This window comes from Microbulbifer echini, from assembly GCF_041447225.1.
Taxonomy (GTDB): domain Bacteria; phylum Pseudomonadota; class Gammaproteobacteria; order Pseudomonadales; family Cellvibrionaceae; genus Microbulbifer; species Microbulbifer echini.
Map to the genome: position 1 here is coordinate 144,892 of NZ_JBGMEL010000003.1, position 23,090 is coordinate 167,981.

A 23,090-nucleotide genomic window follows, 5' to 3' on the forward strand; every position below is an offset into this window, starting at 1 on the left:
GATAGGCAGAGCGATATGACCATTCCCTTTCACACCACCAAAATCGCTGCCGCGCTGCTAGCCCTGGCGCTGGTGGGTGGCTGTAGTAAAGACAAGCAGGCCGAGGAAATCTCCAATGACGAAGCGGAGGCACAGATTGTTGAATCCGAGACGGTCGCGCCTCCCGCAGGGCAAACCATTGAAAACGCCAACAAACGTTTTGATATCTATGTACCGGTAGAGCTCACCGCGGATATGAGTGATCTCACCGAGAATCAGCGCAAGATGATCGGTCTGCTCATCGACGCCAGCCAGATTATGGACCGCCTGTTCTGGTTGCAGTCCTATGGCCCGGCAGAAGTACTCCTGCCGGATATTGAGGACAACCGTGCACGCAAGTTTGCCGATATCAATTACGGCCCCTGGGACCGCCTCAATGACAACAAGCCCTTTATTACAGGCTACGGACCCAAGCCTCTGGGCGCCAATTTTTACCCGGCGGACATGACCCGTGAAGAATTTGAAAACTGGGACCAACCGGGAAAAGACGGCCTCTATTCCCTGGTGCGCCGTAATGATGCCGGCAAGCTGGAGCTGATTCCCTACAGCAAAGCTTACAATGCCGATCTGAAAAAAGCTGCGGATATCCTGCGTCAGGCCGCCGCGCTGGCAGAAAATAAAGAATTTGCCAATTACCTGACCATGCGTGCAGACGCATTACTTACCGATGATTTCCGTCCCAGTGATATGGCTTGGATGGATATGAAGGAAAATGCAATCGATGTAGTGATCGGCCCCATTGAAAACTATGAAGACCAGATGTTCGCCTATCGTACCGCTTATGAGTCCTACGTACTCCTCAAGGATAAAGAGTGGAGTGAAAAGCTGGCTAAGTTTGCCGCATTACTACCGGAGTTACAGAAAGGTCTTCCGGTAGAGGACAAGTACAAATCCGAAGAGCCCGGTACCGACTCCGACCTGAATGCTTACGATGTGCTTTACTACGCCGGCCATAGTAATGCGGGTTCCAAGACCATCGCCATCAACCTGCCCAATGATGAAGAAGTCCAGTTGGCCAAAGGGACGCGTCGCCTACAGCTGAAAAATGCAATGCGGGCGAAATTCGATAAGATCCTGGTGCCCATCAGTGAAGTCTTGATTACCCCGGCTCAGCGCAAGCACATTACCTTCCCCGCCTTCTTTGCCAATACCATGTTCCATGAGGTAGCCCATGGCCTTGGTATTAAGAAAACTGTGACGGGTGGTGATAACGTTCGTCAGGTATTGAAAGAAACCTCCTCCTCCCTTGAAGAAGGCAAGGCGGATATTCTCGGTCTGTATATGGTGACCCGTCTGCATGAAAAGGGAGAACTTGATGAGGGTGCGTTGATGGACAACTATGTCACCTTCCTCGCCGGTATCTTCCGTAGTGTTCGTTTTGGTGCTGCCAGCGCGCATGGTAAAGCCAATATGATGCGCTTTAACTTCTTTAAGGAGCAGGGTGCTTTTAGCCGTGATCCAGAGAGTGGGCAGTACAGCGTAGATTTTGAAAAAATGCAGCAGGCTATGACAAACCTCTCTCGTCTAATCCTTACTATTCAGGGGGATGGTAACTACGAGCAGGCCAAAACGCTGCTGGCGGAGAAAGGGGTAATTGGCCCGGAGTTACAAGGCGATCTCGATCGACTGGCTGAGGCGAATATCCCGGTTGATGTCACCTTTATTCAGGGTAAAGAAGTACTTGGGCTGAAATAAACTCTATCGAGTGATTCTTTTGAAAAAGCCCGGCAGTTGCCGGGCTTTTTTATAATCTAGTTATTTTACTTCTGTGACAATTTCATCCCTTGGGATTGATTCTATTCATAATTTAATTGCCAATGTAAATTGAGCTTAAACAGTTAGTAGAGTTAAAGCAGACCGCAACGCTACTGAGACGCTGGTGCGGTTAGATATTTAGCGTGTTGTAAAGTCTCTTTCATAACATTTTAAGGACACAATATGGAAAGGATCTTATACACCGGTACTAAAAATGCCTCCAGTTGGGCATTTCGTGCCTGGCTATCTTTAAGAGAAGCTGGTATTGAATTTAAAGAGCGGGTGGTTGATATTCGCAGGCCGCAGAGGTTCGATAATCTGCAGAGAATTACTGAATTTTCACCTTCTGCATCGGTGCCGGTATTGATTGATGATGGGTGTGCGATTTTTGATTCCCTGGCGATTATGGAGTACGCCAACGACATCAGTGGTGGAGGCTTGTTACCGGCGCACGCTTTACTGAGAGCAAGAGCGCGCTCCCTGTTAAGTTGGCAGCACGGGGGACTCTCCGGGCTTTGCCCCCGTCTTTCCTTCGAAAGTGCCTTTTATCCCGAGACTCGCCCAATGACGGATGAAGAGCACAATGATACAAAGCGGCTTTTTAGGTTTTTGGAGCAAGAGCTTGTACAGGGTGGTGGTCCCTATTTGTATGGAGACTTATCTCTGGCAGATTTAGCGCTGGTGCCAACCGTAATCAGGATTTATAGCCATTCCCCCCAAGTTCATTCTTGGCCACTCACACATCAATGGATAATGAGGCTTTTGAGTAGGGAGAGTGTGGAGGAGTGGATGTCTGCAGCGAGAGACCTGCCGCCAGTTATTCTTAATGACTACCGATAGATGCCGTATAGCCCCCTTCATCCTCTTAAAAGGGGTTAATGGCTTTATCGATGACAGGACAGTTACCATCTAACAGTTTATATTTCTGGGTGGCGTATTTAGCCAGGAAAAAGAAGGAGGTTGCGAATTTTTTGCGGAGAAATCCTCAAATGTGAACCGATAGAATGTCCCAGACAAAAAGACGACTAAAATGGGTTGGGGTATATAAAAAGCTCGCCCGATGGAGTTGGGCGTACAGTATTTAAATATTAAGGATAATTATTCAGACAATGAAAATACCAGCCCTGATTTTCGCTTTTCTTTTTTGTCAGTGCGTGCAAGCATCCTGCCAGTTGGAGGAGTATGAGCGTTTTCTGAATACCCAGAGCCTGGTGATGCTGGAGGCGTCTGTGCAGTTGTTTGAAGAAGATAGAGGGAAATTTAAAACAATAAAACCCTTTGTGAAGCTGGAGGTTAGAAATAACAAACTGAAAGTGTATGTTGCTAAAAAGCTGAATGAATTAAATCCAGAAGTGTTAAATATCAAGGGGCCAATAGCTAATTTTGTACCCAGTGTGTCTGTTCAAATTATGCAGGATGGTTCGATTCGGGATAAAGTCGATTTGGCAATGTCCGATGATCCATTTTATCGAAGTGAAAAAAACGCGATGAAGCCGGTTGAAAGATTGTACCTGTATCATGAGGGTATGACGGAAGAGGAGAAGAAGCGTTTTCTTTCTGCTAGAAATTCACTGAGTAAGCATATGGAAAGCAATGAGCAGTTCGCGTTTATGAAACGGGCATTTACCACGTCGCTAGAGAAGGTCTGTCCTGTCGATTGAGTGGTATTTAAAATAACGATGTTCATGTCTTGGCATGGCGAGTATGGGGTCGATATTTTTATCAGGCTCTCTTAAAGATCTGGTTTCTAGTTGGGCGCTCTCAGGTCTCACCTGGTCTCAATGCTACCAAGATACCTAACCCCGGGCTCCTTGTGGCCCTGCTTTAGGTATCTGTCCACACTATGTTAGAAATGACAGGTAATAGAGAACCCAAGATTACGGGGATCGACAATAGCGGCATAGCCTTGAGGGTAGCGTCCGCCGACAGGCTCTCGGCTTACCTGCGCATCTTCATCGAAGGCGTTATTGATAAATCCAGCGATAAACCAGTTGTCTTGCTCAAAATTGATATTGAATCTTGCTACGGCGTAATCCCCGGTGATACGCTCCTCGGTGTTGGTGAAATCTCCATAGTATTTTCCAATATAATTGGCAGAGAGGCCAATGCTGAAGGCATCACTGATGCCAGTATCGGACACCAAGATTTGCAGTTAATCCAGGTGCGGAGTTCAATTCGTTACCATCGGTATCCGAATAGCTTTCTCCGGCATCAATGATCTCACTTTCCAGTAATCCTAATCCTGCCCTTATCTCAAGCTGCGTGTGAGGCATAGCAATGGCTTCAAGCTCAGCGCCATAAGTTTCAATTTTCTCTCTATTGATAATGACTTTGGAGGAACTCAAGGCCCGGTAACCGGGGTCGTCGTTGTAGAATATATTTCCGCTGAGATTGATATTGCCATTGGCTAAAGTACTGCGTCCACTGATCTCATAGGTATTGACCGTTTCCTCATCGTAGTAATAGTAATTACCCACATTAAAGTACAGTGCCCCCGCCCGCGGCGCTACAACCTTTGAGCGCACTGATACGATGTTCAAGAGCAACCTGAATCTATATTGTCGAGTGTGTCCCGTGATCTTTATGACAATCTTATTCAGGATGTATTGCGGAAATTTCTCCAGGCTGCCAAGCGTTTGACCGTGTATTTACCCAGCTCTGGTGCACAGGCGGCACCACTTAGCTGGGAGCAGGTGGATCCGTAAACGCATCAATCGACATGTTGGTTTGCGAGTAAAGATGAAAAAGGCCAGCTGTTAACTGAAAAATTCTTACTCTCCAGGGTTGGAGATTTCTTTGACTATCTACACCGCACGAAGGCATCCCTGGTGGTGATGGGCACGATGCGATTGTCACTTATGTCTTGGGTGTGGTTTCCGCACTGTATTTTACGGCACTGATTTCTGAGCTTGTTATATTCCTGCCGACTTGGTTCAGGGATTGGTTGGCTTTACGTAAAGGTAAAAATTGCAAGCGCTATTGGTTGGATTTCCACAATGTATAGGGTATCACTGCGCTGCCATTTCATCTGCTGATCGATTTTACTGCTTTTGTGTTTGCTTTTTATGACCCTCTTTTCGAAGCCTTACAATTAGTAGTTTATGGCGATACTGCCATGTTCACACGGCCCCCGACCCAGAAGGTCAGGTCTCCCAGCGATCTGGCAACCATTGCTGAGTTGGAGCGCGCAGTTCAGGCGAGAGAGCCTGAATTCCAGTTGGCGGAGATTCTTTTTATGAATCTGGATAGCACCAACCCACGTATCCGGATAGGTGGTCCTATCGAGGGCTACATTGTTCGAGGTGCGGAGTATGCCTATGCGGTGGATAACCCATTTACTGCACAAGTGCCCTACAGCAGTATTTTGCCCAACCATGTAAATGGCTATAGCGGGATAGTTGTGAGCTTGTTTAGTTTCCATTTTGGCAGTTTTGGCAGTAAGCCGGTGCGTTGGATTTATTTCTCACTGGGGATTATGGGGGCGTTGATATTTTTATCGGGAAATCTTTTGTGGATTAAATTCCGGCGTAGAAAGCATAGGGGTGGGGAGTGTATTCCTGCACAAGTCAACGCTTCTGTTCCTATGACGAGGCTTACCGTGGGAGTTTGTTTGGGTACAGTTTTAGGTTTTGCGATGTGTATACTTGCGGCTAAATGGCTACCGCACTGGCAAGTTGATATCGGGTTTTGGCAGCAGGCGGCGTATTATGCAGGTTTTATGGTTGCGATTTTCTGGTCATTTTATCGCAGGCCAGTTATTGCCGCGCGCTAGCTGCTTACTCACTAGCATTGGGGTGCTCTTGATCCCTCTTAGTGAGATTCTAACAATTACTTTAAATAATACAGTTACATTGTGGCCTGTAGAGATGAGTGCATTGCTGGTTGGCTTTTGTTGTTAATGGTATACCGGCATTTGGGGGAGGGAATCTGTCAGATAGAGCCAGATAGTGTCTGGGCAGATGGCTCCTCCGTATTATTGATAAGCAAGGACACCACTGAAGCGATCTCCCCACCGCCTGTAGGGCGTTTATCGGAAAGTGTCTAAGGGCTTCATTGAGTAACGAGTTCACGGAATTATTTAGGGGCAATTTTATTGGCTGCATTTTTTGTGCTCTCCGCAATAGTTTGTGGTAAAGAGAGCTTCTGTATAACTATTACAGTAAGCTGAGGGGTATTCCGTTCAGTGGTGGCAATGGTGATGATGCCGTGGAGGGCGAGTAAATGGAGCTTAGTATTTATCAGGTCGATGCCTTTGCGGCTGAAGTGTTTGCAGGTAATCCGGCTGCGGTCTGTCCTCTGGATACGTGGTTGCCTGATGCACTGATGCAGAGAATTGCTGAGGAAAATAACCTTTCGGAAACGGCGTTCTTCGCTCCCGAGGGGAGAGGAGGCTACAGATTGCGGTGGTTTACACCCGAGGCAGAGGTTGATCTTTGTGGCCATGCGACTCTGGCTGCCGCGCATGTGCTCTTTAAGCATTTATCTTATACAAGGTCCGTTATCCATTTCGAGACCCGCGGTGGCACATTGAAGGTCGAGCGCAGTGAGCGGGGTTATAAAATGCGCTTTCCATCCACTGTCCCCAAGCCTATCAACTGTCCGCAAAACCTGGCAGATGCCTTGGGTATAACCCCTGTACAAACCCTGGCGGCGTTCGATTATATAGTGGTGTTGGACAGCGAGGCTGAATTGAAGCGTGTAACCCCCAATTTTACGAGACTTGCTGAACTGGATTTACGAGGTGTTGTCATTACTGCGCCAGGGGATCGCTGTGATTTTGTCAGTCGCTGCTTCTTCCCCAAGTTGCGAGTGAATGAGGATCCAGTTACCGGATCTGCACATTGTGAGCTCGCCCCTTATTGGAGTCGAGTATTGGGGAAATCAACGCTCAACGCTGTCCAGCTGTCACAGCGGCGCGGTGTACTTACCTGTGAGGTTGTGAATAATGAGGTGATACTGATTGGCCAAGCGGTGGATTATATGCGTGGTCAAATAATCTTTTAAATGATGCTTAAAATAAACAAAGCCCCAAAAATCGGGGCTTTGTTTATTCGGAACGATGCTTAATTAGGGTTGGTTTATAGGCACCGCACAGGCGAGATAGACATCGAGCGTGTTGTTGATCAGATCAAGGCCATCAAGACTCAACCGCACCTGGTTAAAGTCCGCCAGGGTATTGGCCAGCAATAGGCGGTGATTGTAGGCACCATTCACCTTGAAAGGCGCTAATTGATAGCCGCTAATGCTCTCACCTGTGGCGGTTCCATCAAGATAGGTACTGATGGTAATACTATTCAGGTAAATAAGATCCAGCAGAGCATTGGCATTCTCCACCAGGAAGCTGACCATATAGCGACCTGTCTTCACGCTGTTATGGTTGACCTGAATATAAGTGCTACCCCCAGCGCCACTGACTACTTCCATCCTGGCGGCATCAGCGGGTAGGCCGTTACTTATCTTGGCTGCAGAAATTACTGAACAGCCATCGCAGGGGGCATTGATCCCATACTCTAGCGCAATGCTGGCGCCCTCCATTACTTCAAGACCCTCGAAGGTCGTGCAGGAGAGGATGGTGTCGAAGTCACAGGCATCGCCAACGCCGTCCTGGTCAGAGTCTTCCCGGCCGGGATTCCAGGTTTGCGGACAGTTATCGATGTTATTGTCTGCCCCATCGTTATCCACATCGGGGTCGCAGGCATCGCCCAGTCCGTCTCCATCGCTATCGGTTTGTGTAGGATTGGAAATAGCTGGGCAGTTATCTGCGCTGCCATCCGAGCCGTCATTATCCGCGTCACTATCACAGACATCGCCGTTGCCATCGCCATCCCCGTCTGTCTGATCCGGGTTTGGCACTTGCGGGCAATTGTCCATGCTGTCCTCAATGCTGTCACCGTCGAGGTCGCCATCGCAGTTGTCACCAGAGCCATCGCCGTCGCTATCGGTTTGGTCGTTGGGTACAAGGGGACAGTTATCCTGACTGTTATTGGTGCCGTCACCATCCCAGTCGTTGTCACAGGCATCGCCACTGCCATCGTTATCCTGATCGGCCTGATCCGGGTTGGCGGTTGCCGGGCAGTTGTCCTCCCCGTCGTCATACCCATCGCTGTCGCTATCGGTATTTGTGTCGCAGGCATCGCCGATACTGTCCCCGTCGCCATCCTTCTGGAGAGTGTTGGAGATATGGGGGCAATTGTCATTTGCGTTTTCGATGCCGTCATTATCCAGGTCGGAATCACAGGCATCGCCCAGGGTGTCTCCATCGCTGTCTTGCTGGTTGGCATTGGAGGCAAAACGACAGTTGTCGATCAGGTCATTGATACCGTCGTTGTCATCGTCGGTATCACAGATATCACCGAACTCATCCCCATCGTTATTTTCCTGATTTTGGTTGGGAGTTGCCGGGCAGTTGTCGGCCTGATTATCGCTGCCGTCACCATCCAGATCACTGTCACAGGCGTCGCCGATACCATCACCATCATGATCGAATTGGTTGGTGTTGGGGACGTTGACACAGTTGTCGACGGTATCGGTAATTAAATCCCCGTCGATATCAGAGTTGTCATCACAGGCATCGCCGAAACCGTCACCGTCGCTATCCACCTGATCGTCATTGGGCTCCAGTGGGCAGTTATCCGCATCGTTATTGATGCCATCTCCATCCCGGTCCGTATCGCAGAGGTCGCCGCTGCCATCGCCATCGGTGTCGGTCTGATCGGCGTTGGCATCAATCGGGCAGTTGTCGTTTTGGTCATCAATGCCATCGGCGTCATCGTCACTGTCGCAGAGATCACCCTTTCCATCAGAATCGAGATCGCTTTGCCCCGAATTGGCGGTGGCCGGGCAGTTGTCAGCCTGGTTGTCTACGCCATCGTTATCTTGATCGGGGTCACAGACATTACCAAGACCATCGTTATCCTGATCTTCCTGAGCGGGATTCGGCGTGCTGGGACAGTTATCGCTACTGTCGTCAATACTGTCGCCGTCATCGTCGCTATCGCAGGCGTTGCCAATGCCATCGCCGTCGGTATCACTCTGATCCTCGTTGGGGACCTGCGGGCAGTTGTCTACACCGTCGTCCAGCCCGTCGTCATCGCTATCGCTATCGCTATCGCAAAGGTCGCCAATACCATCACTATCTTGATCGGCTTGGTCTGGGTTGGGCACCTCGGGGCAATTATCCAGGGTATTGGTATAGTCATCACCATCGCGATCATTATCGCAGCTATCGCCCACGCCATCGCTGTCGATATCGCCTTGCGTATGGTTGGCATCGGCGGGGCAGTTATCGTTTTCGTTCGCAACTTCGTCGCCGTCTAGATCTGCGTCGCAGGCGTTGCCTAAGTGATCGCCGTCACTGTTTGCCTGATCGGGGTTTTCTACTTGTGGGCAGTTATCTTCGGAATCTGGATGATTGTCGTTGTCATCATCACTATCACAGGCATCGCCAAGGTCATCACTGTCGAGGTCATTCTGGGAGGCGTTTTTGGTATTTGGACAGTTATCTTCAGTATCTTGAATACCGTCACCATCTCCATCAGAAATATTGGGTCCGGGGAGTGGATCGTCGGGGGTACTGGCTCTACTACCGCTATCCGAACCACAGGCGTTTATTAGCAGTAGAGAGAAAAAAAATACGATCAGCGGTATTTTTTGCATATGAGAATTCTCCGAGTGGATTTTTATCTGTCAGAGAAGAAGAGGTGACCTGGCGCCTTGCTGTAGTAAGAGCATGCTGCAAATAAATGAATGGCTTCCAAGTTTCTACTTCCCTGTAGATAGATTCCGGTGGAATAGATTTCTATTTTTTTTAGTTCTTTTCAAAATAGATAAGGAACCGGATTTTGATGTGGGTAAATATGCGTTTTTTCTCCGCATAAATGTGGTTGTTGGCTAAATAATAGCGGTTTTTTGATGGGGTTCTTACTCCGTTAATGAAAAAAACAGCACGGCCGCCATCTATAAGGAGAGAATTATGACAAAGCTATTCACAGGGCAGATCTGTCCGTGCCGTTAGAAAAAAGGCGGTTTTAACTTTGATGACGCTGAGTATTTGTGGGGCGATATCCAGTAGAAAAATGAATAATGCACTCGCGCACAAACATGCGCCTTCGCGCTGTATTGGGGGGCTGACCTGTTGGTCGATACGTTGTGGTGGTCGGTTCCGTTTTTGACTAGTTCCGGTGGTGTGGAATCCATACACTGGTTGTCAGAAACGAGAGAAACTTATGAAGATTGATGCAGCAGTTTGTTCCAGTGCGCGCTTGGCCCGCGACCGGCGTTTCGATGGGCGCTTTTTTACCGCAGTGAAGACCACTGGGATTTTCTGCCGGCCGATCTGCCCGGCGCGTCCACCACTGGAGCGCAATGTTACTTATTTTGCCACGGCGGCGGAGGCTGCTAATGCGGGCTTTAGGCCCTGCCTGCGCTGTCGGCCAGATTCCGCGCCCGGCAGTCCAGCCTGGGGCCTCGTATCCACCACGGTGCAGCGGGCGCTGAAGCTGATGCGCGGTGAACGGGAGCCGCAGTCGGTGGAGAGACTGGCGGAGCGGCTCGGTGTTAGCAGCCGCTATTTGCGACGCCTGTTTGCCGAACATCTGGGGGTGAGTCCCCTGGCGGTTTGGCAGACAGAGAGAGCGCTCTTTGCTTTTCGTTTGCTGCGTGATACCCACTTGCCAATTGCCGACATTGCCTATGAATCGGGCTTTAACAGCTTGCGCCGCTTTAATGGTGTTTTTAAACAAATATATCAGCGCACGCCATCGGAAGTACGCCGGGAGGGGCATTCCAGCCGTGTGGATGTGCGTGCAGCCACGCCAGTGCGGCTGTATCTCGATTACCGCCCGCCGCTGGACTGGCAGCCGTTATTGGCTTTCTTGGGAGCTCGCGCCCTAACAGGTGTGGAGCAGGTAGAGGGGGAGGTGTATTCGCGCAGTTTTGCCGTGGATACCGGTGATTTGGTGCGCTACCGTGGAGTCATGCGAGTGTACAACGATGCTGAGCGAAATCGCTTGGTCGTGGAGATCTTCGGGCAGGAGGGTGGTACGGGCCTGTATCTACTCAATCAGCGGCTGCGTCGTCTGTTTGATCTGGATACGGATATCGAGGAAATCCAGGCGATATTAAAGGAAGACACGCTGCTGAGCAGCCAGTTGCGGGAGAATCCGGGCTTGCGCCTGCCCGGTGCCTGGGATCCATTCGAATATGCGTTGCGGGCGATTCTTGGGCAGCAGATCAGCGTGGCCGCGGCCAGTACAATTGCCGGGCGCCTTGTGACCCGCTACGGGGAGTCCTTTGTGGATGACTCGGGCACGGAGTGGTTTTTATTTCCCCAGGCGGAACAGTTGGCCGAGGCGGATTTCTCGGATCTGGGCGTGACGCGAACCCGAGCAAAAACGTTGCGTGAGTTTGTTGCGGCAACGCTGGATGGGCGCGTAAATTTTGCCGAGCAATCCCTGGAAGACTGGTGCACACAGGTCACCTCGCTGCCGGGTATCGGTGATTGGACCGCCCAGTATATTGCCATGCGCGGCTTGTCGATGCCGGATGCCTTTCCCGCTTCAGACCTGGGTATCCTGCAGGCACTCGGCAGTGAAGGAGAAAAAGCAAAACCTAAAGAGGCCCTGGCGCGGGCAGAGCAGTGGCGGCCCTGGCGGGCTTACGGCGCCATTTTGCTATGGCAGTCCCTGAAATCTGGAGAACAGAAATGATTGTTTATGAAAGTTACACCATGGAGCTGGGTGATGTTGCTATTGCCGCCAGTGAAGATGGTCATGAGGGCGTAGAAAAAGGTGTTGTGGCACTGCAGTTTTATGATGCCGAGCGCCCATTGCGCCTGGAAGCCGGGTGGCAGAGGGGGGCCTCTGCACTGGCGGATATGGCCGCCCAGCAATTGCGTGAATATTTCAGCGGCCGACGGAAAAGCTTCGACTTACCATTGGCGCCAAGAGGCACAGAATTCCAACGCCGGGTATGGGATGCACTGTTGCAGATCCCCTTTGGCGAAACACGCAGCTACAGCGAGCAGGCCCAGTGGTTGGGACAGCCCCGCGCCATCCGCGCGGTGGCCAGGGCCAATGGCGCTAATCCGGTGGCCGTCATCATTCCCTGTCACCGAGTGATTGGAGCGAATGGCAGCCTCACCGGATACGCGGGAGGCCTACCTTTGAAGGCGCGCCTGCTTACGCTCGAAGGTGCCAATTTTGCCAGGCAGGGCGAGTTGCTTTAGTCGACGGGAAGTGAAAAGCGCAAACTTCATCCGCTAGCCAGACTCTCTCGGGCACGGGATAATAAGCGGTTCGTAATCAGATTGAGCCGGAGGCCAAATGCTGTACAGATTGGGGGATAAACAGCCGCAACTGGAAGGTGAGGGCCACTACATTGCGCCCGGTGCCCGGGTGATTGGCGATGTACGCCTGCTCGGGCACAGTTCCGTATGGTTTAACGCCGTGGTACGCGGCGATTGTGCACCGATTACTATCGGCGAGCACAGCAATGTGCAGGATGGTGCGGTCCTGCATGCCGATCCGGGTACGCCACTCACTATCGGCAAGGGTGTCACCGTAGGCCATAAAGTGATGCTGCACGGCTGTGAGATTGGCGATTACAGCCTAATTGGTATCAATGCCGTGATTCTAAACCGAGCCAAAATCGGCAAGTGCTGTATCATCGGCGCCAACGCGCTGGTGACGGAAGACACGGTGATTCCCGATTACTCCATGGTGGTGGGTACTCCCGGTAAGATCATTAAAACCCTCGATCCAGCCACCTATGAGCTACTCAAAGCCAGTAGTGATCATTACGCGGCCAACGGCAAGTACTTTGCCAGTGAATTGGTTCCGCTCGAGTCTCTCGGGGCTAAATCTTGAGGTTTAAAAAAGTTGTCTGAACAACCGGTAAAAACCGTGGTGCCCAGAGAGCGCCCGGTAAAGTCCCCCTGTATCTCCGTATGCGCCTTGAATGAACAGGATTTGTGCGAGGGCTGTTTCCGCAGCGGAACTGAGATCAGCCACTGGGGCACTATGAACAATGAGGAACGTCGTGCAGTACTGAAACTCTGCACCGAGCGCGCTCGGCAGATGGGCCGACTCTGGTAAACAATCGATAGCGCTTTGTTGGGGCCGTGCCTCGCAGGGCCCGGAATTAAACGCGACTATGACCCAACCCTTTGTCCACTTAAGAATTCACTCTGAATTTTCCCTGATTGACGGCCTGGTGCGTATCAAGCCGGCGGTTGCTCGCGCTCAGGAGCTGGGAATACCGGCCCTGGCGATTACCGACCAAAGCAATCTTTACGGCCAGATTAAGTTCTACCGGGCCTGCCTGGGCGCCGGTATTAAGCCGATTACCGCCGCCGACTTCTGGCTTAGTGAGGGCGGCGAGGGTAAGCCCACACTGATCACCCTCTACGCCATGAATGGCGAGGGCTATCGCAATATTACCGAGCTGATCTCCCGCGCCTGGATGGAAGGGCAGTACCACGGTAACGCCTATATCAAGCGCGAGTGGATAAAGGAATACAGCACAGGGGTGTTGATGCTGTCCGGGGCCAAGTACGGCGATGTGGGCCGGGCTCTGGTTGCGGGGCGCCGCGGTCAAGCGGAAGAGCTGGCACGGGAGTGGGCAGAATTGTTCCCAGGCCGCTACTACCTGGAATTGCAGCGCACCGGCCGCGCCGGCGATGAAGACTATCTGCACTCGGCGGTGGAGCTGGCACAAACTCTGAACCTACCCGTAGTGGCCACTAACGATGTGCGCTTTATGGAGGAAAGTGAATTCGAGGCTCACGAGGTGCGGGTGTGTATCCACGAAGGTCGCGCCCTGGATGACCCCCGCCGCGAGCGCCGTTATTCCGCCCAGCAGTACTTCCGCACGCCCGAGGAGATGTGGGAGCTCTTTAGCGATCTCCCTGAGGCCCTGCAAAATACCGTGGAGATCGCCAAGCGCTGCTCCGCGCCGATTCAGCTGGGCAAATACTTCCTGCCGGAATACCCGATTCCCGAAGGGATGACCGAGGACCAGTTCTTTGAAAAAGTCTCCTATGACGGCATGGAGCGGCGCTTAGAAGCGATTCTCGACAAAACCGCTGCCGACTATGCCGAGCGGCGCAAGGTTTATGAAGAGCGCCTGCGCTTTGAGCTGGATATCATCATCCAGATGGGGTTCCCCGGTTATTTTCTGATCGTGATGGACTTTATCCAGTGGGCCAAGGATCAGGATATTCCGGTGGGGCCGGGGCGGGGTTCCGGTGCCGGCTCGCTGGTGGCCTATTCGCTGGATATCACCGATCTCGACCCGCTGCAATACGACCTGCTGTTCGAGCGATTCCTCAATCCGGAGCGGGTATCCATGCCCGACTTCGATATCGACTTCTGTATGGAGAAGCGCGATCGGGTGATCGGCTACGTAGCGGATAACTACGGCCGCCAGGCGGTGAGCCAGATTATTACCTTCGGCACCATGGCCGCAAAGGCGGTGGTGCGCGATGTGGCGCGGGTGCAGGGCAAGTCTTACGGCCTCGCCGATAAGCTCTCCAAGATGATTCCCCCCGATGTGGGTATGACCCTGCAGAAGGCCTTCGATCAGGAGGAGATCCTGCGGGAATTCCTCGATAGCGATGACGAGGGCCAGGAAATCTGGGAGATGGCCGTGCAGCTCGAGGGGGTCTCGCGCAACGTGGGCAAGCACGCCGGCGGTGTGGTGATCGCCCCTACCAAGCTCACGGATTTCGCCCCGCTCTATTGTGATGAGACCGGCGCCGGTTTGGTTACCCAGTTCGACAAGAACGACGTGGAAGATGCGGGCCTGGTGAAGTTCGACTTCCTCGGCCTGCGCACCCTGACCATCATCGACTGGGCCAAGCGCATGGTGGATGAGCAGCGCGGGCGGGAGGGGCTCGAACCCCTGGATATCGCCGCGCTGCCGCTGGACGATGAAGAAACCTTCAAGATGCTCAAAAGGGCGGAGACTACAGCGGTGTTCCAGTTGGAATCCCGCGGTATGAAGGATCTGATTAAGCGTCTGCAGCCGGATAACCTCGAGGATATGATCGCCCTGGTGGCCCTGTTCCGTCCGGGCCCGCTGCAGTCGGGCATGGTTGATGACTTTATCAACCGTAAACACGGCCGCGCCCAGGTGGCCTACCCGGATGCCAAATACCAGCATGAGAAACTGAAGCCCATCCTGGAGCCCACCTACGGGGTTATCGTCTACCAGGAGCAGGTGATGCAGATCGCCCAGGAGCTGGCGGGTTACACCCTCGGCGGCGCCGACCTGTTGCGCCGGGCAATGGGTAAGAAGAAACCCGAGGAAATGGCCAAACAGAGGGCCACTTTTGAAAATGGGGCAAAAGAGCAGGGCATTAACCCCGACCTTGCGATTAAGATCTTCGACCTGGTAGAAAAATTCGCGGGTTACGGCTTTAACAAGTCTCACTCGGCGGCCTACGCATTGGTGTCTTATCAGACTGCGTGGCTGAAGGCGCATTATCCGGCCCAGTTTATGGCGGCCACCATGTCCTCGGATATGGACAAGACCGATAAGGTGGTGACCTTTATCGAAGAGTGCCGCGCCATGGAATTGGTGCTGGTGCCGCCGGATGTGAACCTGGGCAGTTTCCAGTTCTCGGTGGATATCGATAACCGCATTATTTACGGTCTCGGTGCGATCAAGGGGCTCGGCGAGGGGCCGATTGAAAATATTATCGCGGCGCGCACGGAGGGGGGGCCCTTTACCGACCTGTTCGATTTCTGTTCGCGTGTCGATCCGCGCAAGGTAAATAAGCGCGCCCTGGAGGCGTTGGTACGCTCCGGTGCTTTCGACACCATTGGGCCCGATACCGGCGGTAGCGATGGCCTGGATTATTCCCGGGCTGTGTTGTTTAACGCACTGGATGAAGCGGTGAAAGCGGCCGAGCAACAGAAAGCTAATGCCAATGCCGGCATGATGGACCTGTTCGGCGAAGTGGTGCCGCAGTCTTCCGATGGTGATGTGTACGAGGATTTTCGCCGCACCCGCTGTTGGGGTATTCGCGAGCGTCTTGAGGGGGAAAAAAACACCTTGGGGCTGTATCTGACCGGGCACCCTATCGATGAGTATGCCGGTGAGCTGCAGCACCTAGTTAAGGCGCGTATCGCCGATTTAAAACCCGGCCGCGAAGCGCAAAAAGTGGCCGGCCTGGTCGTTGCCATGCGGGTGATGAAAACCAAGCGCGGCGACTCTATGGCTATTGTTACCCTGGATGATCGCAGCGGTCGCATTGAGGCCGCTATGTTCAGTGAGGCCTTTGGCGAGCATCGCGACAAACTGGCAAAAGATGCTCTGCTGGTACTCGAAGGCCCCGTGGGCAATGACGATTACAGCGGCGGGTTGAAGATGACCGTCAATGGGGTTTCCACCCTTGATGAGCTTCGCCAGAGCCGGGTGACCGGGGTGCGGCTGCAAATCGATACCGGTGCAATAGCGCCGGGTCTGGGCAGACGCCTGGCCTCTTGTCTGCAGCCCTATACCGGTGGGCAGTGCGGGGTCAGTCTGGAAGTGTTACGCCACGATGCGCGAGGTCTCTACCGCCTGCCTCCACAGTGGAATGTGGAGCCGAATGATCAGATGGTCCAATCATTAAAAGAGCTGTTGGGGCGAGAGCGGGTGGCGCTGCAATACGCAGAACGGCGTTAAAATCCACCGGACTCGACTGGTCGGTTCTGTACAGTTAAGCTATGCCGCTGTAATTGCCCGGTGGCGTTGATAAGAGTTAAGGCGCAGATTTCATGAATTTCAACTTTCTCGAGTTTGAGCAGCCGATTGCAGAGCTGGAAAGCAAAATTAAAGAATTGCAGCTCGTCGGTGACGACAATGAGCTGAATATCGCTGATGAAGTGACCCGGCTGCGGGATAAGAGTAGAACCCTGACCGAGTCCATCTACTCCGATCTGAGCCCCTGGCAGGTAGTCCAGGTGGCCCGACACCCGCAGCGTCCTTATACCAAGGATTATATCGAGCGCCTGTTTACCGATTGGGACGAGCTGCACGGTGACCGCCATTTTGGCGACGATAAGGCGATTATCGCCGGCATCGCGCGCCTGAATGGTAAGCCGGTGGCAGTAATTGGCGAGGAGAAGGGCCGCTCCGTCAATGAGAAGGTGGCGCGCAACTTCGGTATGCCGAAGCCCGAAGGGTATCGCAAGGCCCTACGCATTATGGAGATGGCCGAGCGCTTTAAGATGCCGGTGCTCACTCTGATCGATACACCGGGAGCCTACCCTGGTATCGATAGTGAGGAGCGTGGAATCAGCGAGGCCATTGCCCAGAACCTGGCCGTGATGTCCCGCCTGCGCACGCCAATAATATGTACGGTGATTGGTGAGGGTTCCTCCGGCGGAGCTTTGGCTATTGGCGTTGGTGACCAACTCAATATGCTGCAGTACTCGACTTACTTTGTGATCTCCCCGGAAGGCTGCGCCAACATTATCTGGAAAACCGTGGAGAAGGCGCCGCTGGCCGCCGAGGCCATGGGGGTGACTTCCAGTGTGTTGGAAGAGCTGGGTATTGTGGATGAAACCATCGCCGAACCCCTCGGTGGTGCTCATCGCGACCCGGACGCCATGGCGGCGAGCTTGAGAGAGCGCCTCAGCGAGCAACTCGATCAGCTGAGTGCTATTCCAATCGATGAGCTTCTGGAGAAGCGCTACCAGCGTCTGATGAGCTACGGCAATATCATTTCTTGATATTTTCTAAGGGGTAACTTTCGATTATCGAACTGCCCCTCTATCAGGGCTCTTAGGAGCCCTCGCTCTTTTCAATTTAATTCCCCTCTCTGGCGATAATCCTTTCAGTTAGGCTGGGACACTGTGTTTTACTATTCCCTGAAAGCCTCCCTCCGAAATAGTGGCGATGGTACTTTGACATATCCCTATTACCCCCATTTTGGCCCCCTTTATCGAAAATCGCTGCGGCGTGCCTATTTCCCCATGGTGGAAAGTAAAAAGAAAACAAGTGTTTAGGTATTGGCTTTCGGCTTGCGAGATAGCCGCGAAAGAAGGTTCTGGAAAATCAATATGGCAATTTTGCCAAGTAATACGGCAACGGATACTGGGTAATTGCAAGCGGGCGATGAACCGGGCCAAAAATTTGCGTTGTTGGTCCTGACTTCGCTGTTTTTTATATGGGGCTTTATTACCTGTCTGAACGATATACTGATCCCCGACCTCAAAGGCATTTTTGAACTTAATTATGCCCAGGCAATTCTGTTGCTTTGGGGCGTATTTTTTAGTTTCCCTGCCGACGGGTAGCCTGGTGGGTAAAATTGGCTATCAAAAAGGGATTGTCAAGGGGCTTGCTATTGCGGTTTTGGGCTGCTCGTTATTTATTCCAGCGGAGCGCATGGAAGTTTATGGGTTGTTCCTTGGCGCTTTGTTTATTCTGGCTTCAGGTATTACCAATTTGCAGGTGTCGGCAAACCCTTATGTCACCACCCTGGGCGATGAGCGCACGGCGCCCAACCGCCTGAAGCCTTCACAGTTGTTCTCGCTCGTTAACCGCGGCTATCTCAAGCATTTTTTATGTTCCCCCTGAAGCAGGAAGTGATATTTCACACCGCAGTAAAGTGCACTCCAGAAAAGAAAAACAAAGAGGGAAGCATATAACCGCTGGAACGGTGAGAAACTGCACGGCCACAAATATCTACTGACCGAGGTCTTGAAGGGGCGTTTGGGATTCGATGGTTTTGTTGTGGGTGACTGGAATGGCCATAGTTTCGTACCCGCTTGCACCCTGCAAAGCTGCGCTGCCGCAATTAATGCCGGCTTGGATATGTTTATGGTGCCTGCGGATTGGAAGGCTCTTTACAGCAATACCCTGGCCCAGGCGAAGAGTGGTGAAATTCGAGCTGAATGCTTGGAGGATGCGGTACGGCGTATATTGCGCGTGAAGCTTCGCGCGGGCCTGTTCGAGCGCAATATGCCCCTGGCGGGTAAGGCCGGCATTCTCGGTAATGCGGGGCACCGCGCTATTGCCAGAGAAGCCGTTGGCCAGTGTTTTCCTGCCCGGTCGTCCGCTTTGGGTGAACAGTGAACTGAATGCATCGGCTGCTTTCGTTGCCGCATGGTTGCCGGGTTCCGAAGGTGCCGGTGTAGCCGATATATTATTCCGGGATAGCGCGGATGGGGTTCGGTACGATTTCACCGGCAGGTTGCCATTTAGCTGGCCGATGCACCTCAATCAGAAGGTCCTGAATCCCTACCATGATCACTTTGATCCATTATTCGCCCTGGGTTATGGATTGAGTACCAATGACAAGTCGCTGGTGAGTAGCACCCTGCCTGAGGCCGGTGACGGTATGGCGGCGGGCGCGCTGAAAGACGCCTGGCTGTTGGTTGCCCGCCCGCGCGCTCCCTGGGTATTAAATATTGCCGAAGAGGGCGCTGAGGTGATCCCGGTCAATGGCAATCAAGCGGCCAGTGGTGAGGATAACAATATCGTTGTGACCTCGATCGATATGTCCTCCCAGGAAGATGCGCGCTTGATCCAATGGAAGGGTTTGCGTCCGGGTGCGGTGCAGCTGTCGGCGGAGTATAGGCAGAACCTGGATATGTACCTGGAAGAGGGCTCGGTCCTGAGACTGAACATTCGCGTTGATTGGGAAGTGCGCGAACCGGTACAGGCTGCAGTGACCTGTGGGGAGCGCTGTATTGCCAGGGTGCCACTGCAGCCCATTCTGAAAACCATGCCGTTAAATGACTGGACCCGTCTCTCGGTAGACCTGCAATGTTTCGCCGACGCCGACGCCGACGCCGACGCCGACGCCGACTTCAACAAGTTGTTGAGCGCTTTCCGTTTAGATAGCGAGGGAGCTGCCGCTATCGCTGTAGTCAATGTGCGGTTGGTACCCGATGCGGCAGTTTCTGCCGACATCCGTTGTGGAGGTTAACTGTCTTTATATTAGAAAGTACCTGGGCCCGAAATACTTCGACCCAGGCGGTTTTTTCTGGTTATTGCCGTTGTACCCTCCTGAAACTCTTTTCGTAAAGGCTAAGTCATAGAGCCCAAAGCGCCCACCTAAAAGGGAGCGTATCAGTGGTGAGTCATCACCTTGCTGATTATTAGTCGGTGTTGCTTACTGTTTGCAGGTGCCGTTATCTAATACCGCGGTTTCACTCAGAAGCGTATCATCGCGGCTTCCCAGCAACGGTATACTGTGGCGATCTCAGTTCCAGGATATAGGTTTAGTGATCTCCAAGTCCGCAACACATCTTCTAAGAGAGCGTATAAAGTCCGCACTGCAGCGTCACCCGACTCAGGGGCAGTTGTGGGTTGGTTTTTCCGGCGGGCTGGATTCCACTGTGCTGCTGCACCTTCTTGCCCTCAGTGGTATTCCCGTTCGCGTAGTCCATGTACACCACGGCCTTAGCAACAATGCTGACCGCTGGCTTTGCCACTGCGAGGCCTTTGCCCGTGAGCTTCAAGTTCCTTTTATGGCAGTGCGAGTATTAGTCGATAGAGGCGACGGAGGGGTGGAGCAGGGAGCGCGCAGGGCCCGCTACAAGGCATTTGATTCGGTGATGTCATCGGGCGATCAAATTTTGCTTGGCCATCACGGGGATGATCAGGCGGAAACCTTTTTGCAGCGATTGATGCGAGGTGCTGGTGTTCTCGGGCTGGCGGGTATGGCGGAGAGCCGGGACTTGGGTGAAGGTAAATCCTTACTTCGCCCCCTGCTGTCAGCCGGGCGAAGTGATTTGGAAGCTTGGGCGGTTGTGCATGGGCTCAGCTGGATTGAGGATGAGAGCAATACAGATGAGACTTTAGAGCGCAACTATCTACGCCGGAGGGTGATGCCACTGTTGTCCACGCGCTGGCCGGCTCGGCAGAGTATTCAGCGAGCGGCGGATAACCTGAGAGAGGCGTCGCAGTTGCTGGAGGAGTTGGCACTTGCTGACTTACAGGCTTGTGGTGTCAGGCCGGAAAGGTTTGGGGAGAGCCTCCTTTTATCGGCGTTTTGCGATTTGAGTACTGTGCGCCGCAAAAATCTATTGCGGAGCTGGGTGTTGCGACAAGGTGGCATGACTCCTGAATCCATGGCCCTACAGGAAGCTATGGCGCAAATTGGGAGCGCGAGTGTCGATGCACAAATGGAAGTACGTTTGGGGGGGCGTGTTGTGCGGCGCTTTCAGCGACGCCTCTATCTGACCCCCGGTTTGGAATCCTTTACCGGCACCGATGCAGTGCTCCAATGGGACGGCGTGTCGGCGTTAGCGCTGACTCGAGGTGGTGTATTGGAGCCGGCGCCCGGTTGGCCATTGAAGGCTTATCGGGTGAGTTACCGCCGGGGTGGGGAGCGCACCCAGCCCCGCGACCGCGACCGTTCCCAGACCCTCAAGAAGATTCTGCAGGAGAGGGCCCTGGAGCCCTGGCTGCGAGACAGAGTACCGCTGATATACCTGGGCGGCGAGTTGGTTGCCGTTGCCGGGCTGTTTTGCTGTAAAGCGGGCGATGCAACTTTGATCGAGCCACCCGGTTGGCGGTTTTACGATTGAGTGAAAAAGGGTTTTCTGCTACCTTGGCGCCCCGTCTAAAAGGCACCGGGAGAAGCTGGATTATCCGCACCCGGGCCAGCCCTGTAAGCTCGACATTCATCGAGCGCTCAACTGACCAAGGTTTTGCATGACGCGCTATATTTTTGTAACTGGTGGCGTGGTTTCCTCGTTGGGGAAAGGTATCGCCTCCGCCTCTCTGGCCGCCATTCTCGAGGCCCGTGGCCTCAAGGTTACCATCCTCAAACTGGACCCCTACATCAACGTAGACCCGGGTACCATGAGCCCCTTCCAGCACGGTGAGGTGTATGTCACCGAGGATGGTGCCGAGACGGACCTGGACCTGGGTCACTATGAACGCTTTATCCGCACCCGGATGTCCAAGCGCAATAACTTCACCACCGGCCGTGTGTATGAGACCGTGCTGCGCAAAGAGCGTCGCGGCGATTACCTGGGCGGCACCGTTCAGGTGATTCCCCACATTACCGATGAGATCAAACGTCGTGTAGTGGAAGGTGGCCGGGATGTGGATGTAGCTATCGTCGAGATCGGCGGTACCGTTGGCGATATCGAATCCCAGCCCTTCCTCGAATCTGTGCGCCAGCTGCGTGTGGAAATGGGAACCAATCGCGCACTGCTGATTCATTTGAGCTATGTGCCCTATCTCGCCACTGCGGGTGAGACTAAAACCAAGCCGACTCAGCATTCGGTGAAAGAGCTGCGTTCCATTGGTCTGCAGCCAGACATCCTGCTGTGCCGCTCTGAACGCGAAATCGACGAGGATTCCCGCCGTAAGATCGCATTGTTCACCAATGTCGAAGAGCGTGCTGTAGTACCGCTGCCCGATGCTAAGACTATCTACGGTGTTCCGCGTCTGCTGCACAGCTATGGCCTCGACGATATCGTCGTGGAGAAATTGCAACTTGAATGCCAGGCTCCAGACTTGTCCGAGTGGGACGAGGTGGTGGATGGCAAACTCAATCCGCAGCATGAAGTGAAAATTGCCATGGTTGGCAAGTACATGGAGCTGCTGGATGCCTACAAGTCCCTGATCGAATCTCTCACCCACGCGGGCATCAAACACCGCTGTAAGGTGGATATCGATTTTATCAACGCAGAAGACGTTGAAGGCGAGAACGGCACGGATCTGATCAAAGAGGCCGATGCGATTCTGGTCCCCGGCGGGTTCGGTGAGCGCGGCCTCGAGGGTAAGCTGGAATCTGTCCGCTACGCCCGAGAGAACAATATCCCTTACCTGGGTATCTGCCTTGGCCTGCAGTCTGTAGTTATCGAATTCGCTCGCAATGTGCTCGGCCTCGAAGGTGCTAACAGCACTGAATTCAATACCAAGACCCCGCACCCGGTGATCGGCCTGATCACCGAGTGGATCGATAGCGAAGGCAAGATCGAGAAGCGCGACGAGCAGTCTGACCTCGGCGGTACCATGCGCCTGGGTGGGCAGGAATGTCGTCTCGCCAAAGATTCTAAAGCCCGTGATATTTACGGTGCCGACGTCATTGTGGAGCGCCACCGCCACCGCTACGAAGTGAACAACAACTACGTTGATCGCCTCCAGCAGGCCGGCTTGAAAATCGGCGGTTGGTCTGCGGACGATACCCTGGTGGAAATGGTTGAGTTGCCGAATCACCCCTGGTTCGTTGCCTGTCAGTTCCACCCGGAGTTCACTTCGACTCCTCGGGACGGTCACCCGTTGTTCGAAAGTTTTGTGGCCGCGGCAATGCAGCAGCGTGAAAACCAGGGCTGAAGTCGTCA

Annotated in this window: 19 protein-coding genes and 1 pseudogene; 17 read left to right on the forward strand and 3 right to left on the reverse strand. The window is 53.2% G+C overall.

Annotated elements, in window-relative coordinates; genetic code table 11:
• Positions 1-15 precede the first annotated feature (15 nt).
• The 3 genes from ACCI51_RS04435 to ACCI51_RS04445 all read left to right on the forward strand — a co-directional run bounded on the left by ACCI51_RS04435 (position 16) and on the right by ACCI51_RS04445 (position 3,455).
• Complete coding sequence (locus ACCI51_RS04435; protein WP_371842739.1) at positions 16-1,734, forward strand: dipeptidyl-peptidase 3 family protein; 1,719 nt, start codon at positions 16-18, stop codon at positions 1,732-1,734.
• A gap of 243 nt (positions 1,735-1,977) precedes the next feature.
• Complete coding sequence (locus tag ACCI51_RS04440; RefSeq protein ID WP_299586277.1) at positions 1,978-2,634, forward strand: glutathione S-transferase family protein; 657 nt, start codon at positions 1,978-1,980, stop codon at positions 2,632-2,634.
• 269 nt (positions 2,635-2,903) lie between these two features.
• Positions 2,904-3,455, forward strand: coding sequence for a hypothetical protein (locus tag ACCI51_RS04445; RefSeq protein ID WP_371842740.1), 552 nt, complete (start codon positions 2,904-2,906; stop codon positions 3,453-3,455).
• A gap of 185 nt (positions 3,456-3,640) precedes the next feature.
• Here the strand turns inward: ACCI51_RS04445 and ACCI51_RS04450 are convergent, their stop codons facing one another.
• On the reverse strand, positions 3,641-3,934 hold the full coding sequence (locus ACCI51_RS04450; RefSeq protein WP_299586272.1) for a hypothetical protein: 294 nt from the start codon (positions 3,932-3,934) through the stop codon (positions 3,641-3,643).
• Positions 3,912-4,334, reverse strand: coding sequence for a TonB-dependent receptor domain-containing protein (locus ACCI51_RS04455; RefSeq protein WP_371842741.1), 423 nt, complete (start codon positions 4,332-4,334; stop codon positions 3,912-3,914). Before ACCI51_RS04455 ends, ACCI51_RS04450 begins: the two co-directional genes overlap by 23 nt.
• Positions 4,335-4,810: 476 nt before the next feature.
• Between ACCI51_RS04455 and ACCI51_RS04460 the strand changes: the two genes are divergently transcribed.
• A complete protein-coding gene (locus tag ACCI51_RS04460; RefSeq protein WP_371842823.1) occupies positions 4,811-5,566 on the forward strand; it encodes a PepSY domain-containing protein in 756 nt (251 codons plus the stop codon).
• 449 nt (positions 5,567-6,015) lie between these two features.
• Positions 6,016-6,798: a PhzF family phenazine biosynthesis protein gene (locus ACCI51_RS04465; RefSeq protein ID WP_371842742.1), complete on the forward strand. Its 783-nt coding sequence runs from the start codon at positions 6,016-6,018 to the stop codon at positions 6,796-6,798.
• 570 nt (positions 6,799-7,368) lie between these two features.
• On the opposite strand, the pseudogene ACCI51_RS04470 reads toward ACCI51_RS04465, so the two are convergent.
• Positions 7,369-9,324: pseudogene (locus ACCI51_RS04470) on the reverse strand (thrombospondin type 3 repeat-containing protein); the annotation flags it as partial.
• Between the two features lie 695 nt (positions 9,325-10,019).
• On the opposite strand from ACCI51_RS04470, the gene ACCI51_RS04475 reads away from it, so the two are divergent.
• From ACCI51_RS04475 to ACCI51_RS04530, 12 genes are all read left to right on the forward strand, one after another.
• Entirely contained in the window at positions 10,020-11,501 is a 1,482-nt protein-coding gene (locus ACCI51_RS04475) for a DNA-3-methyladenine glycosylase 2 family protein (protein ID WP_371842743.1), read from the forward strand.
• Positions 11,498-12,019, forward strand: a complete 522-nt coding sequence (locus ACCI51_RS04480; protein WP_371842744.1) for a methylated-DNA--[protein]-cysteine S-methyltransferase — start codon at positions 11,498-11,500, stop codon at positions 12,017-12,019. The genes ACCI51_RS04475 and ACCI51_RS04480 overlap by 4 nt, the downstream gene beginning before the upstream one ends.
• Positions 12,020-12,116: 97 nt before the next feature.
• Positions 12,117-12,659 carry a gamma carbonic anhydrase family protein gene (locus ACCI51_RS04485; RefSeq protein WP_371842745.1) on the forward strand — a complete coding sequence of 181 codons (543 nt, stop codon included), beginning with the start codon at positions 12,117-12,119 and terminating at the stop codon, positions 12,657-12,659.
• Positions 12,660-12,671: 12 nt separating this feature from the next.
• On the forward strand, positions 12,672-12,887 hold the full coding sequence (locus ACCI51_RS04490; RefSeq protein ID WP_371842746.1) for a DUF1289 domain-containing protein: 216 nt from the start codon (positions 12,672-12,674) through the stop codon (positions 12,885-12,887).
• Between the two features lie 58 nt (positions 12,888-12,945).
• Positions 12,946-16,464: a DNA polymerase III subunit alpha gene (gene dnaE / locus ACCI51_RS04495; RefSeq protein WP_371842747.1), complete on the forward strand. Its 3,519-nt coding sequence runs from the start codon at positions 12,946-12,948 to the stop codon at positions 16,462-16,464.
• A 92-nt stretch (positions 16,465-16,556) separates the two neighbouring features.
• Entirely contained in the window at positions 16,557-17,513 is a 957-nt protein-coding gene (locus tag ACCI51_RS04500) for an acetyl-CoA carboxylase carboxyltransferase subunit alpha (RefSeq protein WP_371842748.1), read from the forward strand.
• Positions 17,514-17,885: 372 nt separating this feature from the next.
• Positions 17,886-18,077: a hypothetical protein gene (locus ACCI51_RS04505; protein WP_371842749.1), complete on the forward strand. Its 192-nt coding sequence runs from the start codon at positions 17,886-17,888 to the stop codon at positions 18,075-18,077.
• A gap of 4 nt (positions 18,078-18,081) precedes the next feature.
• Positions 18,082-18,360: a hypothetical protein gene (locus tag ACCI51_RS04510; protein ID WP_371842750.1), complete on the forward strand. Its 279-nt coding sequence runs from the start codon at positions 18,082-18,084 to the stop codon at positions 18,358-18,360.
• A gap of 123 nt (positions 18,361-18,483) precedes the next feature.
• Complete coding sequence (locus ACCI51_RS04515) at positions 18,484-18,858, forward strand: glycoside hydrolase family 3 N-terminal domain-containing protein (RefSeq protein ID WP_371842751.1); 375 nt, start codon at positions 18,484-18,486, stop codon at positions 18,856-18,858.
• Positions 18,812-19,714, forward strand: coding sequence for a putative glycoside hydrolase (locus tag ACCI51_RS04520; protein WP_371842752.1), 903 nt, complete (start codon positions 18,812-18,814; stop codon positions 19,712-19,714). Before ACCI51_RS04515 ends, ACCI51_RS04520 begins: the two co-directional genes overlap by 47 nt.
• A gap of 298 nt (positions 19,715-20,012) precedes the next feature.
• Positions 20,013-21,320 carry a tRNA lysidine(34) synthetase TilS gene (tilS, locus tag ACCI51_RS04525; protein WP_371842753.1) on the forward strand — a complete coding sequence of 436 codons (1,308 nt, stop codon included), beginning with the start codon at positions 20,013-20,015 and terminating at the stop codon, positions 21,318-21,320.
• Positions 21,321-21,447: 127 nt separating this feature from the next.
• A complete protein-coding gene (locus tag ACCI51_RS04530) occupies positions 21,448-23,082 on the forward strand; it encodes a CTP synthase (RefSeq protein WP_299586237.1) in 1,635 nt (544 codons plus the stop codon).
• Positions 23,083-23,090 lie beyond the last annotated feature (8 nt).